Origin of the sequence: Streptomyces sp. NPDC059169, assembly GCF_042755225.1 — a bacterium.
Taxonomy (GTDB): domain Bacteria; phylum Actinomycetota; class Actinomycetes; order Streptomycetales; family Streptomycetaceae; genus Streptomyces.
Genome location: NZ_JBHZCF010000013.1, coordinates 177,711 through 194,446, shown reverse-complemented (window position 1 = coordinate 194,446; position 16,736 = coordinate 177,711). Strand labels below are relative to the sequence as shown.

Sequence of the window (16,736 nt, the reverse complement as noted above, 5' to 3'; positions counted from 1 at the left end):
GTCCGGAGTCGATCGCCGCCCGGTAGGCCCGCTCCGCCTCCTCGACGAGGCCCTCCCGCACCAACAGGTCCCCCAGCAGGTCGGCAGCGCGCGGCGCCTGCTGGGGGTGGCCGCAGTCAGCGGCTTCGGACAGCAGCACCCGGGCCCGCGCCGTGCCCTCCTCCCCCTGGGCCAGCAGCATGGCGAGGTCGATCCTGGCGACGGGTGACCACAGCTCGTGTCCGGAGTCGATCGCCGCCCGGTAGGCCCGCTCCGCCTCCTCGACGAGGCCCTCCCGCACCAACAGGTCCCCCAGCAGGTCGGCAGCGCGCGGCGCCTGGTCGCCCTGCCCGGAGCCGGCCGCCTCGGACAGCAGCACCCGGGCCCGCGCCGTGCCCTCCTCCCCCTGGGCCGCGCACAGCACGGCCAGGTCGACGCGGGCGGCCACCGACCAGTCGTGGTGTCCCGACGCGACCGCCTGACCCAGCCACTGCGCGGCCGCTTCGCCGTCGTCCTGGACGGCGTACCACTCGCCGAGGGCACAGGCCGCACGCGGCGCCTGGTCGGGATGGTCCGACCCGGCCACCTCGCGCAGCAGGGCGAGGCCGGCGTCCGCCTCCTCCTGCTCCAGCAGCACCACGCCGAGGGTGACCTGGGCGACCGGGATGACGAGCGGATGGCCGCTCCTGAGCACGGCCTCCAGGACCTGCCGGGCCTCGTCGTACTGTCCGCGCAGGATCAGCAGCTCGCCGAGACCGGTCCTGGCCAGCGGCGCCGCGTGGAACTGTCCGCTGTCCACCACCGACCTCAGCAGCTCTTCCGCACGGTCCAGGTTGCCCTGATTGGCCAGCAGGCCACCAAGGTTGGTGCGCGCGAGAGCGGTGATCTGGTCGGTGATGGACTCTCCGACCGCCCGTGAGAAGGTCCAGGGCTCCTCGGACGGCTCGGCCGGTCCCGATCTCCCGGGCCCCGCCGCAGCGCCGGGTTTGCCCCGCTCGGCACCGGGCTTGCGGCTCGCACGGGTGCTCGCGGAGTCGCCCTCGGTGAGCATTCTGCCCAGGTGCGCCCTGGCCAGCGGAGCCGCCTCCGCGTCCCCCGAGTCCATCACGGCTTCCAGCAACTGCTGGGCCCGTCCGGTCTCTCCTTCCGCCGTCAGCAGTCCCGCGAGCCCCACCTGTGCCAGCCGGGAGGCTTGGGGATCCTTCGAGCGGAGCGCGTTTTCCAGCAGACTCCTGGCGCGGACGCGGTCGCCGGTGACGATGAGCACCCCGGCGAGCTCGACCTGGGCCAGCGGGACGACGCTCTCCTGACCGGATGAGGACGCCGCGTCGAGCAGCGCCACCGCAGCGGAGAAGTCGCCCTGGTAGAGCCTGATCTCGCCGAGCATCAGGGAGGCCCAGGCCGCGCTGTCCCGGTCGTCCTGCGACCGTGAGACCCGCAGCAGGATCTGCTCGGCGACGTCCGACTCCTCGCGCACCAGGGCCGTGTAGGCCATGGCCAACAAGTCCGCGGCCGGTGCGAGACGAGCCAGGTGTTCCCAGGCGAAACGGGGCACCCGGGCGGACGGATCGTCGGCTCGGGTGTCCAGGTACTCCGACATGTACGGGAAGCCGGCGAAGCCGACGCTGCCGTCCGGGTCGCGCACCAGGCGGACCAGGGCGATGTCCCCGGCCACCGGCTCCCTCGCCCAGACGAGGGCCCTGCCGTAGCAGGCGTCGTCGGCGTCGAGCTGGGGGTGGTGGGCCGCCAGGTAGCGGTCGAAGAGCTCTCGCAGAACGACTTCGGGCACCGGCCCGATCATGCCCATCCGGTGCCAGTCGGTGGTGGCTTTCACCACCGCCCAGCCTTCGGGGCAGCTCTCCGTACCGTCGCCGAACCGCTGCTCCAGTCCCGGCGCGGCGACCATCAACTCGCCGATGCCACGGGAGGAGAAGTCCTCGCCGGGGTAGACGCCGCGGGCCACGGCGGCGTCCTCGGGGGTGAGCAGTGACGGCAGCTCCACGGCCGCGGCCTTGCCGAGCACGGCGCGGGCGATGCGCCCGACCTCGTTCTCCATCGCGGTCAGGGCGGCACGCTGTTTGGCCGGGATGGTGGCCACGACGGTGACGGCCGGGTTCCTGCGGGCGAACCGGTCGAGGACCTGGAGATCGACTCCGTCGGGCTGGAGGTAGTGCTGGAGGTCGTCCAGCCACAGCACCGCGGGGTCCTGGCCGGTCGGCAGACGCAGTCGGCTGAGGTCGTCCAGGACCCGGCGGTCCGGGCCGTCCACGCGCGGCACGATCAGCCGGGCGTCGGGCCGCGTACGGCGCAGTGCCTCGAACAGCGTGCGCGACTTGCCCGCCTTGGACCGCCCGGCGAGCACCACGAACCGAGCTCGCTCCAGGGCGGCGTCCAACAGGTCGTCCTGCGGGTGGCGGGGGACGTAGGGCGCTTCGCCGTGGCGTTCGGAGTACTTGGACCGGGACACCCCGATGTCGTGCGGATCCACCTGGTCCACCCTGGGGATCTCCCCGCCCTCCGTCAGCGGGATCCACAACAGCCGTTCCAGCCGCTCCCTGACCTCCCGGGTGGTGGCGTCCCGTACGTACGGGCCGAGTTCGGGCCAGTAGCGCACCAGGGTCTCGACCTTGACGGCGTAGGCCGTACGCCGGTCGATCTTCGTCACCGCGTCCCTGGCGACCAGCATCCCGACGACGCCCTGGCTGTTCATGTCCCACACCGGCGATCCGGAGAAGCCCTGCTCCATCCCCCAGCCGGAGTGGGGGTTGGCCTCCACCTGGAGCCATTCTCGGCCGGCGTGTCCGATGATCTCCCCGCGCACCGGCACGCCCTCGCGGGGGTGCTCGCGCGGATACCCGTACGCCCGGAAGCGGTGGTCCCAGGTCCCGGGGTCGGTGGCGCGGAGCGGAGCCGGGGCGGCTTCGGGAGGAGCCGGGGCGCCGAGCTCCAGGACCGCCACGTCGCCGGCGTCGGCGCCCGTCGCCGGGTGCCAGCCGCCGGGGACGACGGTGGCGGGCACGGGATCGTGCTCGGACGCGTGCTGGAAGCGCACGAAGACCGGTTCGGCGGGAACGCCGAGCGCCGAGCCCGGCCGGACCACGTGGGCGCAGGTGAGCACGTGCCGCGGTGTGACCAGCATCCCGGCCCCCACCGGGTTCTCGTCCCTGGAGCGGCGCACGCTCACCAGCCAGGGCGGGCGTTCCTGGTCGGCCGGCACCGGTCAGGCCCGGGAGTCGGGAGAGGTCCTGCTCCAGTGGACCTTCACGGTGAAGTGGCCCTCCACCGCGGTCTTCGCCACGACGACGCCCGCCTCGGCACTGAGCTTCACCCCGAACTCGACCTCGAACCCGTCGGGGGCGAGCGCCTTGACCGAGTCCACGACGGCACTGATGGCGGGCCGTGCGGTGGCCAGCGCGTCCTCCAGGCGCCGACCGGCTTCGGCAACTCCTGCTGAGTCCCTGGAGATCCGTTCGAGGCCCGGCGCGTCCTCGTCCACCTCCACCAGCAGCGAGGCCCCCTCCGGCCCGGCGAACCGCACGATCTCGGTCATGAATCTCCCCCGTCGGCGTCACAGTTGGCGGTGCTGAGTCGGAGGTGCCGACCTCCTGCGGCGATCCTAGAGTCGTCTAGGCCTTTTGAGATGAGATTTACCGAAGATGCAAAAATATGGCGCTTTGTCGCGCTAGGGTAGCGATTCCGACGACCGCTCCGAGGGGCGGTCGCGCCGTACGACTCGGCGGGACGGGGGGCACCGTGGCGGACGACGCCAGGCAGGACATCGCGGCAACGCTGGCCGAGACCGGCGTGGGTGAAGAAGAGTCCGCCCTGAAGGTGCTGGGGCTGGCGTTCGCATGGGCGGCGCACGCCGTGCGCCGGGTGGACGACGTGGCGAGTGGCAGTCGTGCGCTCGCCGCGCTCTACGCCCTCGACGACGCGCTGGACGAGGGCCGGGCGCTCATCGCCGCAGTGCCGGGCCTGCTGGATTCGGCCGTGGTCGGCGACCGGGGCCGGATCGGCACCGAAGGCGTGACCAGGCAGCTCGCGGAGGCGGCCGAAAGCGTCGCACGGGAACGCACCGCGTTGGAGGAGCTGGCCTCGGCGGAGGAGGAACTGCGCAGCAGGCTGGCGGAGCACGAGGGGCTGCGTCAGCAGGTCGCGGAGCTGCGCAGGCTGGAGCGACTGGTGGTCGCGCTCGACGCATTGCAGGCGCAACAACGCGTCATCGGGGAGCGGTTGGCCGCACTGCGTGGACGGGACGCGGGAGTCGACGAGGCCCTGCGGACGAGCGCAGACGCCCTGATCCGGTTGTCGGACGACGAGTTGGGGGTACTCGCCCCGCAGACCAGGCAGGTCCTGGAGCGGGCCGCAGCCGCGCAGAGCGCCCTCGCAGCGGAGGAACGCCGCCACGCCGATGGTGCCGCGGAACTGGCAGAGGCACAGGACCGGTTGGAACGCATCCGTGCGGAGCAGGGCGCTCTGCTGTCCTCTTTGCGACTGCACGCCGAGGCGGACCGGGATCTCGCCCGGGCGCTCACCGGTCCTGTGCCGGCTGCCGCGGGAACTCCGGGCGGCGACGCGCACCGCCTCACGCTCTCCCAGGTCGAGTCGGCGGCCGCGGACGTGGAGGACCGCCTCCGCCGGGCGGACGAGGCACTCGCCCGCGTGCTCGAGGAGCGTGACGCCGTGGACACGGGAGGTCGGGAGACCTTCCGGCGGACGGGCGGCTGACGGGTTCGGCACGGGCCCCAGTCCCCCGGGGCCCGTGCAGCTGCGCGTGCTGGCGACTCGGCCCCCGTATCCCCGAGGGGCAGCCGGTTGCCACCCGCCGCGGTCAGCCGGACGGCCGCCGGCATGCCCACCGCAGGCGGTCGGCATTCCCGCCCGTCCACAGGACCGCTCCGCGCCGCCGTGCGGCTCCGGCACCCTCACCGGCCCACCGCCCCCGGGTGCGCGGGAGGCTCCGGCACGTCCTCCGGAAGGAAGTCCGACGGGACGCCTCCGGCACCGGCGGCGACCGCGTAGCGCGCCCCCATCCGGCCCTCCATGGCCTCGAGCAGTTGGCGCACCGTCCGGGCATTGCCGAAGTCCGCAGGGGCCGCCGCCCGCGTGGCCTCCAGCCACTGCGCGGCCCGGGCCTGCGTCCCCGGCCCCAGGGAGTACCCCTCGGCCGCCGCCATCCGGCGCAGGATCTCCACCAGGTCCGCGGTGGAAGAAGGCGGGAACGGCACCGTGACCGTGAACCGTGACCGCAAGCCCGGGTTGGCCGCGACAAAGGCCTCCATCTCCCGCGGGTAGCCCGCCGCGATGACCACCAGTCGGCCCCGCCACTGCTCCATCTCCGGCGTCAGGGCGTCGATCGCCTCCTGCCCGTAATCCACCTGGCCCCCGGTGGCGACCAGGCTGTACGCCTCGTCGATGAACAGGACGCCGTCCACCGCGGACTGCACCACCTGCTTCACCAGGGGGGCCGTCTCGCCGACGTGGCGACCCACCAGATCGGCACGGGTCACCTCGACCACGTGCCCCCGGTGGAGCAGGCCGAGCTGTCGGAGCATCGTGCCGACCACCCGCGCCACGGTGGTCTTGCCCGTGCCCGGCGGTCCGGTGAAGAGCATGTGCGGGGGCGCGTAGCGGCCCTGCCCCCGGGCCTGACGCAACCGCAGCCGGTTCGCCAGGTCCTCGAGGGCCGCCCGGACGGGGCCCAGACCGACGTAGGCGTCGAGTTCGCGGAGGAGGTCATCCGGATCGGGGGCCGGCTCCTCCAGATGGGCCCGATAGCGATCGGGCACGTCAGCAGGGGTCAACAGCTCGTCGATGCGACCGTTGACGCGCATCGCCCATTCGGTGAAGACGCCGTCCGCGAGCGTGCGCATCTCCCGGGCGTTGCCGAACGAGGCGCTCTTGGTGCGGTGCATGCCTTCGACGATCCGCGCCAGTTGTTCCTCGCACTCGTCGTCCGGGTGCAGCCCCCGTTCGGTGAGGCGGCGCAGCAGGATCCCGTGCAGCGTGTCGGGCGCGTAGTCGGGGAAGTCGATGACGTTCCCGGCGTCGAACCGGCTCGCCATCCCCGGGTTCGTCGCCATGAACTCCGCCATCTTGTCCGGGTACCCGGCCACCACCACGACCAGACGGCCCCGGTCATCCTCCATGCGCTTGAGCAGGGCCTGGACGGCTTCGTCACCGAAACCGTCCTGCTGGTCGCTGAGGCCGTACGCCTCGTCGATGAAGAGCACACCGTCCAGCGCCCGGTCCACCGTCGCGTACGTCAGCGGCACGGTCTGGCCGACGTACCCGGCCACCAGATCCCCGATCCCGGCCTCGACCAGGTGTCCCCGTCGCAGCAGGCCGAGATCGCGGTACATCTCCCCGACCAGCCGGGCCACGGTGGTCTTGCCCGTCCCCGGGTTCCCCGTGAACACGAGGTGGGGCGAGGGCGGTTCGACGCCGCTGCCCCGCCCCTCGGCGCGCAGCGCCCGTTCCGCCGCCGCGCGGGCCCGCAGCTTCGCGAAGTGCCGCTTGACCGGGAGCAGCCCGGGCATGGCGTCCAGCCGCTGCCAGGGGCTGCGGCCGTCGGTCGCGACGCTGTCGACCCAGCCTCGGTTGCGGAGTTCCGCGCTGCTCAGCGCGGAGTCGGGACCGGTGAGTTCCTGCAGCCGCCGGCGCCAGGTCCGGACCTTCCGGGGATGGGCGGCCAGCGCCTTGACGATCGGTGCGAGTTCCCGCCAGTCCGCGATGCGCAGCCCCTGTCGCAGGCGCATGCAGTGGATGAGGCGCTCCAGTTCCGCCGCCTCCGGGTAGCCGATCCGAGCGGCACCGCCGCGGTCGTGGGCCGAACGCTGCTCCTGCACGAAGGTCTCCAGGAACGGGAAGTCACCGCTGGCCGCCACGCAGCGCTCCACCTCCTCGAGGTTGGGCTTGCGGAAGACCATCAGCCACAGATTGCCGTCGTCCGCGTGCTCGGCCCAGTCGGCCATGGCTCCGGCCAGTTGGCGGGCCGCCCTGGTGTGTCGCAGGATCTCCTCGGCGTGCGAGAAGACGACAGCGCTGCGGTGGTCCCGCTGGCGCAGGTACCCGATGAGCGTCATCACCCCGAACGGGTCCGAGATGCCGGCCTCCGGGCGGGGCGGCGCGGATCCGGAGCCACCGCCCCCGTCCCGCCCGGGTGCCGCAGCGCCCCCGGCCCGCGCGCCGGGCACCAGCAGATTGCCGAGCGGTCCGCGCAGCACGGGGTTCCGCATCACGGTGCGCGCGGGCGCCGGTCGTGCCGTGCCGCCGCCCCGCGACAGATCGCGCGAGTCGGTGTCGCGGAAGTAGACCGGGTGGGCCGTGGAACTGAAGACGATCCGCTCGTACCCCTCCGCCCGGAGCATCCGCCACAGCGTCTGTTCCAGATGGCAGATCCGGTAACCGGAGTCGACGCAGACGTCGTCCACCCCCGGACCGTAGAGCACGGTGAACGGCTCGCCACTGCGCAGCGACACGCCCGCGAACCGCTCGGCGACCGGATGAGGGGCCGGTGACGGCACGGCCTGCCTCATGCTCCGGCCGTTCCCGGACCCGGTCGTCGCCGTGGCTCACGGACCGTCCGTTGCCGTTCCTCGGGCCCGCCCGGCTGCCGCTGCTCGCGGTGGCGGGCGAAGTCCAGCAGGGCCCGGTCGGCCGTGCCCGGCTCACAGGACGGCTCCGCGGCCTCGTGGCCGCCTGCCCTCAGTGCCTCGTGGATGGCCCCGGCACGGGCCGCCAGGTCCTCCTCCGCCGTCGTGTCGTGGTCGTAGGAGTGCACGCGCACCACGCACTCCCCCGAGTCGGCGGTGCGCTGGGCAACGTCCACGACGATCTCGTTGCCGTTCATGTGGCGGAGCTTCGCGTAGTAGGTACCGCGCGGGTCGGCCTGGTCGTACGCGCCGTCGACCAGGTCGTAGTACGCGTACTCGCTGAGCGTGTGCGCCACGGCGTCCGCCAGGTTCACCCGGAGCTGCGAGGCCAGCTGGCGCATCCCGGCGCGCTCCACCGTGTCCCCCAGCATGCGCTCCAGTTCCGGTGCCACCCGGCCCTCCAGCTCGCGCAGCTCCTCCGGGTCGGTGGCGTCGTCGCGAGCCCGGAGCAGTGCCTGCGAGGTCCGCTGGTGCAGTTCCTCGAGCGCGCCGCCGGACCAGTACCCCACGTCGAGGGTGATGCCGGGCAGCGGGGTCCCGTCCGATCCGAGGACGGGACGGACCGCGTTCTCCTCGATCAGCTTGTCCGTGCGCACCAGGGCTTCGATCGCAGCGGTCTGTGCCGCGCACCTGTCCAGCTCCATCTGCTCGGTCTCCCAGCGCAGTTCGCTGAGCCCGTGGTAGGTCTCCTGGGCGAGGGCGAGTGCCGCGTCGTACCTGCCGTCGGCTTCGTTCTGCTCGGCGGTGGCGAGGCGGGACGTCAGTTTCGCCAGTGCTCCGGGAGCGAAGCGTTCGTGGGGCAGCGTCGTTCCGATCAGGCCGGCCATCTCACGGGCGTCGGCCAGCCAGGTCCGCACGGCGGACCGGGCCTGCTCCCGATCCTGCTTCAACAGGTCGACCTCCTGGTTCAGCCGGGCCATCTCGGCGCGGCGCTCGGCGCGTTCGGCCGCGATCGCGCGCCGCGTCGCTTCCTGCTGCCGTGCCAACTGCCGGCGGGTCTCCTCCCGGATCTGGCCGGCCGTCGCGTCCAGGGCTTGGTGCAGCTCCCTGGCCTGTTCCCGGAGCCTGCGCGTGGTGTCCTGCTCCAGCTGGCGCGTCTGCTCGCTGAGATTGCGTAGCGCCTGGTCCTGCCCCCGCTGCCGGTCCTCGACCGCCCGGAACGTCCGGTCGATGTCCGCCCTCGTCTGCTCGCGCACCCCGTCGAGCAGTTGCGGGAGGTTGCGGCGCACTTCCTTCAGCTGCTGGGCCTTGCGCTGGAGGCGGTACCACTCCGATTCGTCGACCTGGATGCGTTTCCTACCGCTCATGGTGTGTGCTCCCTTCCGTGCCGGTGTGGCCGCGGACGGTGTCGACCGCGGTGTCGAAGGCGGCCAGCAACCCGGGCGGCGGGACACCGATGAGGAGGGCCTCCGGGCCGTTGACGGCTATCTCGGCGGTGCGGGGGCGCCCCGCGAAGTCGTACCCGCAGTCGGCGAGCCTGCTGGTGAGGTGGTGGACGCGCTGGTTGGTGCTGCCCCGCAGCCCACGGCCGTCGTCCAGTGCGGCCACGTAGCGGCCGTCGACCAGCACGTCGACGGCGGCGAGCAGTTCCGGCACCCCTGGCGTCGGGGGGCGGGCGCGCAGCCGCTCGATGCGGTAGCCGGTGAAGCAGACCAGGGAGACGTCCCGTCGTTCCCGGGCCAGACGGGCGACTTCGGCCAGCCCTGCCGCCTGGAGCATCGGCTCGCCGCCCGAGAAGGTGAGTCCGTCGACGACGGGGTCGACGAGCAACTCCGCCGCGAGCTCCCGGGCGTCGGCCCGACGTGCCGGCCGCTCGGGGATCCAGTCGGGCGACATGCAGCCGGGGCAGCGGAAGGGACATCCCTGGACCCACACCACCGAGCGCATGCCCGGTCCGAGCGCCTCCGTGCCGATCCTGGTGGCCGCCACGTCGAGGAGGCGGGGGGTCACCAGGGTCGTCCGCTGTCGGCCGAGTCGCGCTCTCCCTGCTCGGGAAGGTAGGTGAACGAGATGCCGTTGACGACCACGTGACTGCCGGGCCGGCAGGTCGCGTCGGACGCGCGCGCGGTGGAGCCGTCGGGCGTGTAACTGATGAGCAGTTCCACCTGTGACCGCCCGTCGTTGGTGCGCCGACGTCCGCGGACGTGGCCCCGTCCGCCGACGGACTGCGGCCGCAGCGTCATCTTCCGTCCGCGCAGCGGGATCCGGTCGGGGATCACCTCCCGGAAGGCAGGCTCGAGCAGCAGAGCGCCCCGCAGCCGCGGGCGGTGGATGCGCCGCCAGAGCAGCCAGGCGGTCAGCCCGGTCACGAGCACGATCGCGGTGGTGGCGGGCAGCAGGGTCGGTGAGCCGACGGTGCCCCGTAGGGGTACCGTCGGCCCGGTGACACTGATCCGGTCCGGAACGGCCACCGGGACTGCTGGTGCCAGCGGTTTCTTCCACGGGGTCGTCACCTCTCCGGACATGCGCAGCGTGCCGTCGACGTCGTCCGTCCGTCGGTACGGGATCGGTCCGCTCGGCAGCCGGCCGTGCAGCTGTACCTCGAACGAGCGCGACTCCCCCGGTTGCAGGGTCAGTCGGGACGGGAGTCCGGTCACGGACACCGCCGGTTCCTCGACCTGGGCACGCAGCCCCGTGATCGTCAGCGGCAGGCGGCGGGTGGCGGAGCTGAGCGTGAGCCGGGCCGTGCCGGACCCGTCCGTGAGGTCGGGCCGGCCGCGGCCCGACCAGGCCGCCGTCACGCCCTTGCCCCGGTCCGGTGCCAGGGCCCGTTGCGCCTTGCGGGCGCGGGTGCGGTCCCCGGCACGCTGGAGGTAGGCGCCCAGGTCCTGGACACTGTCCGGCCGGAGCACCGCGGTGTCGGGCACGACGTCGTCGAGCAGGTCGACGCCCGTCGCTCCGGAACCCAACGGCAGTGCGTACCCTGCGAGTTCGGTCCGCTTGGCGAGGTCCCGGGCGCGCTGCTGCAGCGTGACCCAGGCCCCTCCGCTCTTCCCGGGGTAGCGGGTGCCCGCCGCCGGCTTGTGCCGGCCGTCGGTGACGAGCACCACGGATGCGATCTCCGAGGCGTCGTCCCGTTCGAGTTCGGCCAGCGCGGTTTCGAGCGCCGCGCCGACGTCGGTGGCTCCCGATGGGGTGGGGCCCGCCGGGAGCCTCGACATGATGGCGTCGGTGTCGGCGGCCGGACCGATGTACCGGGTGTCGGGCCGGGTGTCGAAGGCGACCAGGGCGACGTGGTCCTTGGGCGACAGGCCCGCCAGGAACGGCCGCAAGGTCGCACGGACCGTGTCGTAGCGGCCGTCCTGCCGCATCGACCAGGACGTGTCGACCAGGATGATGTAGTCCGCGGGCTGGTCGTCCAGGCCCAGGGCCCGGTAGACCTGCGCTCGGGACGGTCCGCCAGGTGCCGGTGCCGCCTGGGCGGTCAGGGGTGCGGTGGCCAGGACGGCGGCGGCCAGGACGGCCGCGCAGCGTCGCGGGGCTCTGACGGACCGGCGCGCCCGTGATCGGATGGGGTGCTTCACGAAGGCGCTCCCTCGAGGTCGGTCGGCAGTGTGCCGAGCGGGAATTCGGTGGACGTCCCGAAGCCCACCGGCTCCAGGACGAGTCGGGCGGTGCCGTCGACGTCGATGCGTATGCCGACGTGGAACCGGTCGCCGGCGGCCCGTCCGGGCACGGTCAGGGTGCGCACCACCGCAGTGGTCCGCCCACAGGCGGCCCGGACGCTGACCCGGACGGGCCGGGCCGAGCCCGGTGCCGTCCGCACCCTGAGGAGATGTCCGGCACGTTCGGCGAAGACCACCGGGCCACCCGGTTCCAGGACCCCTGCCGGGCTGATCAGGAGCTCGTCCGACCGCGGTTCACCGCCCGCCGTGCGGTGCCCGGCCACGCACACGGCATGCGGGTAGCGGTCGCCCGGGTCCATCGCCCCGGCAGCGACCAGCGCTCCACCGAAGACCGCGGCGAGGGCGGGGTCCGTGCCCGCGAGCAGCCCGACGACCGTGCCCCGGCGGGTGGCGAGATGGCGGTCGAGCGGGCGGAGCCGGGCTGCGCCTCCTACCGCGACCACCGGTGGTGCCGCCCGCGTACCGCCCAGCGCCTCGTCCAGGGCGCGGTCCGCACCGGCCGTCAGCCGGCCGAGGGCCCGGCTCACCACGCCGGCCGTGATGTCGCGTCCGGCGACCTTGTGCACCGGCGTGTCGTCGTACCTCCCCGGGTGGCGTTCTGCGTGGCTGACCGCCAGGTCCAGGCGCCGGGCGGCGCCCTCTCCGGCGCGGACCGCGGCGAGCTCACGGTGCGTCACGGCGTCGTCGGGAAGCCCCGCCCCGGTCAGCAGCGCCGCGTCGAAGCCGGCTCCGTAGCCTCCGGCGGGCGCGTGGCGGGCGATGCCGACGACGGCCACCGCCTGGGAGGTCAGTGCGCAGAGCGACACCTCGGCCGCTGTCGCACCGAGGTCGCACACCGCGTACCGGCCCGCTGTGGCCGTTCCTGCGTGGCGCACGAGCGACAGCACCGCGTGCGGAGTGGACAGCACCCGTACCTCGGGAGCCGGGGCGGCAGCGTGTCCCTCCGCGAACACGGCCACGGCTCGGCGGGCGTGCGCCGCCCGGTCCTGCTGCGGCACGATCACCACGACCCGGTCGGGTGCACCGAAGTGGTTGCAGTAGGCGGTGTACGCCGTGTGCAGCGTCGTGCTCCGGCCGGCAACGGCCTCGACCGGCAGGCCCTCGCCCGGTACCGAGCCGGGCAGTGCCACCAGTTCGGGAGTGCCGTCGGAGCCGACCCTGGCAATCCTGGCGTAGCGCGTCCCCACGTCCACGGCTATGGCCATCACAGCTCCTTCTTGCCGAAGGGCCAGAGCTTGCCGTGCCGCTTCTTCTGCTCCTCCGGGCTCTCGTCCAGGGGGCGTTGTTCGGGCGCCGACGGCTGCTCCGACGGCGGGGGCCCGTGGTGCAACGACGAGAAATCGCCGCGCTCCGCCCAGTCGTACGCCTGAGCGGCTCCGGTCGGCGCCTGCGAGAGGTGGGCGCCCGCGGGCGGCGGATACCCGGCGGGAGGGGGCGTGCTCCCGGGGGGCGGGCTGGTGGCGCCGTGGGGCGCGGGCCCGGGTGCGCGAGCGTCGTGCGAGGGGTACCCGGTGGTGGAACCGCCGGAGGTCCCGGGGGCCGGGCGGTGGACGCCGGGCGACCCCGATCCGCCGTGCACGCCCTGCGACGCCGCCTCCCCGTACCGAGCGGACGACCCCGGTTGCTCCGAGCGGCCGTGCGCCCCGGACCGGCCGGGGCCCCCTCCGACCGGGAACGACCCGGCCTGCGCGTGCGAGCCGCCGGAGGCGACCGCACCGGCCCCCGTGTGCGCACCGGCGTCCTCGTACTGCCGGTGGACTCGTGGTGTCACCCCCTCCAGTGCCGTGCGCCGCCGGCGCGCCTGGTCCTCCTCGATCCGGGCGACCTGCAACATCGGTCCGCGGAGTCCCGCGGCCCGCTCGTCGCTCCCGATCACCTGGCACAGGGCGACTCCGAGGTTGCTCATCCGCCTGTCCAGCGCGTTGACCAGTTCGTACCCGACCGCCGGTGGGTGCTTGGCCATCCATGCGAGGACCTCCCACGCCAGCTGGCGGGGGAACCTCCTGTCCGGACAGGCGTCGTAGACGATCTGGACGATCTGGACGATGGAACCGCCGGAACGCACCGCGCGCCGCATCGCCAGCACATGGGGCAGCCACCGCAGGTCGCCGTACCGAGCCAGCGCCTCCACCATGTCGGCGGACAGCCCGAGATCCAACCAGTCGGCGTAGTCGTCGCCGGAGATCCGCCGGGCGATCCCGTTGCAGACCGCCGGTTCCGGGCCCAGTCGGAGGAGCACCGTCCAGCACCGCTCGTCGGGCCCGCCACCGAGCAGCGCGTCGACCGCCACCTCCCCCAGCCCGGCGTCGGATGCGATGCGGCGCTTGAGTGCGGACGCGTAGGTGTCGTTCTCGTCCGTTCCGGCGAGATGGCGCAGCCGGGGCATGGACGGCGGCGCGACCTGACTGCCACCGGCGGCCGCCGCTGCCTCGAGCAGGTCCGCGTCCGCCGCGGTGGCCGGTCCGAGGCCGGACCGGCCCAGTGGTGCGAGGCGGTGCAGCACCGACAGGAAGTCCCGTCGGTCAGGCCCCTGGACCACCTGCAGCAGGTCCCGGAAGAGCAGGCTGACCCGGGCGGGCCGGTTGCTCTGTTCCCCGCCCTCCAGGGCGATCCGCCAGACGCCGGCCCGCCGGGCCGTGAATTCGGCCGCGTCGGACTCGGTGACGTGGTCTGGAGTGAGGTCGCCGGTCAGCAGTGCCCCGAACCGGAGCCATCCCGGCACGGTTCCGCCGTCGCGGCGCAGCACGAACCGCACCACCGGTTCCAGCGCGGACAGTTCGGGCTTCCGTCGTTCCAGCAGGAGGCCCAGCCAGGCGTGTGCGACCGCAGGCGACTGCGCGAGGACGTGCGCGGCGACCTCGGAATGGTGGGCGAAGTCCCGTTCGACCTTGCGGATGAGTCCGGCGACCCACTCGGGGTCCTGACCGGGTGCGTCCACCAGGTACCGGAACAGCTCTTCGAAGGCGCCCGGTTGCCGGGCTCCGGTCGCGCGCAGCAGTGCCAGGTACTCCGCGGCCTCGCCGAAGGACTCCCGCGATGGGCGGGCGGCGAGGACGTCCTGCGCGATCAGCCCGGGCGTCAGCGGGCTCCAGTGGGCGAAGAGGATCTGCGCGGCCTCGTGCCCCGCCAGTCTGTCGCGAATCGCCTTCCGTGCCAGGAAGACCACCAGGATGGCCAGCCTGCGCTCGTCGAGCGTGGTCGGCGGGTGGCGTTCCAGGACCCGACGCACATCGGCCGGGGCGCCGCGGTCCTGGTTGATGTCCTCGATCACCGAGTCGAGGAGATCGAGGTCCTTGAGCACGCGGACCGCGTCCCCGCGCTCCCGGAAGGCGATCGGCGTGGGCTCGGCGAGGAGATGCCCCACCAGGTCGGCGGTCGTCCGCCCCCGCTCCCGCAACCGGAACAGCTCGGCGAGGTACGTGCGTGCGGGGTGGCTCTGCGGCTGCGGCGGCGAACCGCCGTCCAGACGGACCTCGAGCTGGCGACCGCGCGCCGCCGGGGCGAACACCAGCATCAGATCGTGGTCGGACCGGCCGGTCCAGGTCGCGGCACTCAGCCAGACGCGGCAGCCGTAGGGCAGCAGCGAGCAGATGGCGTCGAGGATCCTCACCCGGTGCGCAGTGCCCGGCACGTCGTCCCCGGGCCGGGGGACGAGAGCCACCGGCCTGCCGTCCAGGAGGAGGGCGGCGACGCCCGCCGCCCAGTTGAATCCCAGCCCGTCGATGGTCTGCGCGTGCTCGTCCGCAGCGGTCCGGCGGACGTCCATGGCTACCGCCGATCCGGTCACCGGCGGGGTCTCCTCGGTCATGACCGGCCATCGGAAGGTGTCGGCGGTCCGGTCGAGCGTGCTCCACGTGACGGCGGCGGCGCTGGCAGACGTCCAGTCAAGCAGCAGCAACCGCCAGGCGTAACTGGCCGCTCCGGTGCCGTCGCGGCTGCCGTCCCAGGCCGTCTCGACCACGGCACAGGCAGCTGCTTCGCCCTGGACGCCGCTGAGGAACACCCGCCAGGGCAGCGCTCCCCACTCGTCCCGCTCGTCGGGGGCGCCCACGGCAGCGGCGCCCCACAGGTAGTTCTTGGCCCGGGCCTCGGGGAGGCTGCCGCCCAGGACTTCGTAGCCCATGGTCCGCCCCGGGTACTTGCCCAGCACGGCCCAGTGGGCGTTGAGCCGTTCGTCCGCTTCCGCCGGGCCTTCGGCGGGGAGCGGGAACGGTACCGGGCCGCCGTTCACCGCCGCCTCCCCTTGCGCTTCGAGGTGCGGATCCTGCGCTCCAGGTCGATCAGGGGTTCCAGCACGTTGATGGGCTCGGGGGAGGTGCAGATCCGCGGCCTCGCGTCGACGATGTCGACGTTGGAGTAGTTGCGGTAGTCGAAGACGTGCTGCGGGTTGAGCCGGAAGCCGATGGCGGAGCTCGCGTAGTACGTGATGTTGTCGGGGTGGAAGAAGCTGGTCAGCGCATCTCTGACGAGTCGGGCCGTGGACCCGCGGAATTCGTTGCACATCCACTCGAAGAAGCCCGGGGCGAGGTGCGCGGGGACGCGGGGCAGTTGCGATCCCACGGAGTCCTGGGTGACCCACCCCGCCTCCACGGCGGGGCGGAAGACGTCGGGGTGGTCGAACTTGGCCACGCAGACGGAGACGTGGTGCGGCAACCGGTTGCGGTGGTGCCCGCCCGAGTCCCGGATGCGGGTGTTCAGTTCGGTCAGTGCGGCGTGGAAGAAGTTGAGGCTCTGGGTGGCTTCCTGGGCATCGCCGAGCGGGTCGAAGATGTAGATCAGGCCCTTGGCTCGTGCGAGTTGGTCGATGATCTGCGCGTGCTGCGGGTGGTCCCGGCGGAACACCTCACCCGAGGGGTCGTGGATCTCCAGCACGAAATCCACGTCACGGCCACGGGTCCGGAACGGCCCGGACGGTGGTTCCTCGCCCTGGAAGGACCAGCTCATCGACTGGAGGCCCGTGGTGGCGGGTGGGAACACCCGGTCGCGGGTCAGCCGTGCCACGTTGTCGACGAGGAAGTCGTTGGCCTCCTTGGACATTCCGCTGACGACCCAGTTGCCGCGGCCGTGCCGCTGGTACTGCATCGCCGCGATCGGCAGGGCGGCCAGATAGGTCGTCTTGCCGGAGCGGGGTGCTCCCCACAGACCGATGCGGACCGGTCCCGGGGCGTCGCCGGCTCTCCCCTGCGGCGCCATCGGGATGCGCAGCGGCTCCAGGTTCCCGTCGGGCACCGGATGGGCGTGCTGCGGCGACTCGTAGACGGGGCCCGGAAGGGCGGGGGCCGACGGTCCGGCCCACGCCGGCGTGTCCGGCACCACGGGTTCTTCGATGAAGGGCCCCGGGGCGTCCGTCCGGTCGGGACCGGGCGGCGCGGCGGGCGGAGGCACGTGCTCGATCGGCCGGGAGCCGTTGGGGACCTGCTCGTCGGGGTTGTAGTACTTGTTCGTGGACATGGTGTCTCTCCTCGTACCGGAGCGG

The 16,736-nt window shown here is 73.1% G+C and carries 10 protein-coding genes; 1 reads left to right on the top strand and 9 read right to left on the bottom strand.

Annotation, left to right across the window (positions count from 1 at the left end):
• Together ACFXOM_RS24030 and ACFXOM_RS24025 are read right to left on the bottom strand one after the other, a co-directional pair.
• Nucleotides 1-3,157, bottom strand: a 3,157-nt coding sequence (locus ACFXOM_RS24030; protein WP_385039187.1) for a tetratricopeptide repeat protein, incomplete at its 3' end; no start/stop codon positions are given.
• 42 nt (nt 3,158-3,199) lie between these two features.
• Entirely contained in the window at nt 3,200-3,529 is a 330-nt protein-coding gene (locus ACFXOM_RS24025) for a CU044_2847 family protein (protein ID WP_384934830.1), read from the bottom strand.
• A gap of 203 nt (nt 3,530-3,732) precedes the next feature.
• On the opposite strand from ACFXOM_RS24025, the gene ACFXOM_RS24020 reads away from it, so the two are divergent.
• A complete protein-coding gene (locus tag ACFXOM_RS24020; protein ID WP_385039184.1) occupies nt 3,733-4,707 on the top strand; it encodes a hypothetical protein in 975 nt (324 codons plus the stop codon).
• A 197-nt stretch (nt 4,708-4,904) separates the two neighbouring features.
• Here ACFXOM_RS24020 and ACFXOM_RS24015 read toward each other — a convergent pair whose 3' ends face one another.
• From ACFXOM_RS24015 to ACFXOM_RS23985, 7 genes are read right to left on the bottom strand one after another with little or no spacing between them, the layout of a single operon-like run.
• Nucleotides 4,905-7,517, bottom strand: a complete 2,613-nt coding sequence (locus tag ACFXOM_RS24015; RefSeq protein WP_384934825.1) for an AAA family ATPase — start codon at nt 7,515-7,517, stop codon at nt 4,905-4,907.
• Complete coding sequence (locus ACFXOM_RS24010; RefSeq protein WP_385039181.1) at nt 7,514-8,941, bottom strand: hypothetical protein; 1,428 nt, start codon at nt 8,939-8,941, stop codon at nt 7,514-7,516. The genes ACFXOM_RS24015 and ACFXOM_RS24010 overlap by 4 nt, the downstream gene beginning before the upstream one ends.
• A complete protein-coding gene (locus ACFXOM_RS24005; RefSeq protein ID WP_385039178.1) occupies nt 8,931-9,584 on the bottom strand; it encodes a 4Fe-4S single cluster domain-containing protein in 654 nt (217 codons plus the stop codon). Before ACFXOM_RS24005 ends, ACFXOM_RS24010 begins: the two co-directional genes overlap by 11 nt.
• On the bottom strand, nt 9,581-11,158 hold the full coding sequence (locus tag ACFXOM_RS24000) for a VWA domain-containing protein (RefSeq protein ID WP_385039176.1): 1,578 nt from the start codon (nt 11,156-11,158) through the stop codon (nt 9,581-9,583). The genes ACFXOM_RS24005 and ACFXOM_RS24000 overlap by 4 nt, the downstream gene beginning before the upstream one ends.
• Nucleotides 11,155-12,465 carry a hypothetical protein gene (locus tag ACFXOM_RS23995; protein ID WP_385039173.1) on the bottom strand — a complete coding sequence of 437 codons (1,311 nt, stop codon included), beginning with the start codon at nt 12,463-12,465 and terminating at the stop codon, nt 11,155-11,157. Before ACFXOM_RS23995 ends, ACFXOM_RS24000 begins: the two co-directional genes overlap by 4 nt.
• On the bottom strand, nt 12,465-15,491 hold the full coding sequence (locus ACFXOM_RS23990) for a hypothetical protein (RefSeq protein ID WP_385039170.1): 3,027 nt from the start codon (nt 15,489-15,491) through the stop codon (nt 12,465-12,467). Before ACFXOM_RS23990 ends, ACFXOM_RS23995 begins: the two co-directional genes overlap by 1 nt.
• The gene (locus tag ACFXOM_RS23985) at nt 15,488-16,711 is read right to left on the bottom strand and encodes a hypothetical protein (RefSeq protein ID WP_384945222.1); all 1,224 of its coding nucleotides are present in this window, start codon (nt 16,709-16,711) and stop codon (nt 15,488-15,490) included. The genes ACFXOM_RS23990 and ACFXOM_RS23985 overlap by 4 nt, the downstream gene beginning before the upstream one ends.
• Nucleotides 16,712-16,736 lie beyond the last annotated feature (25 nt).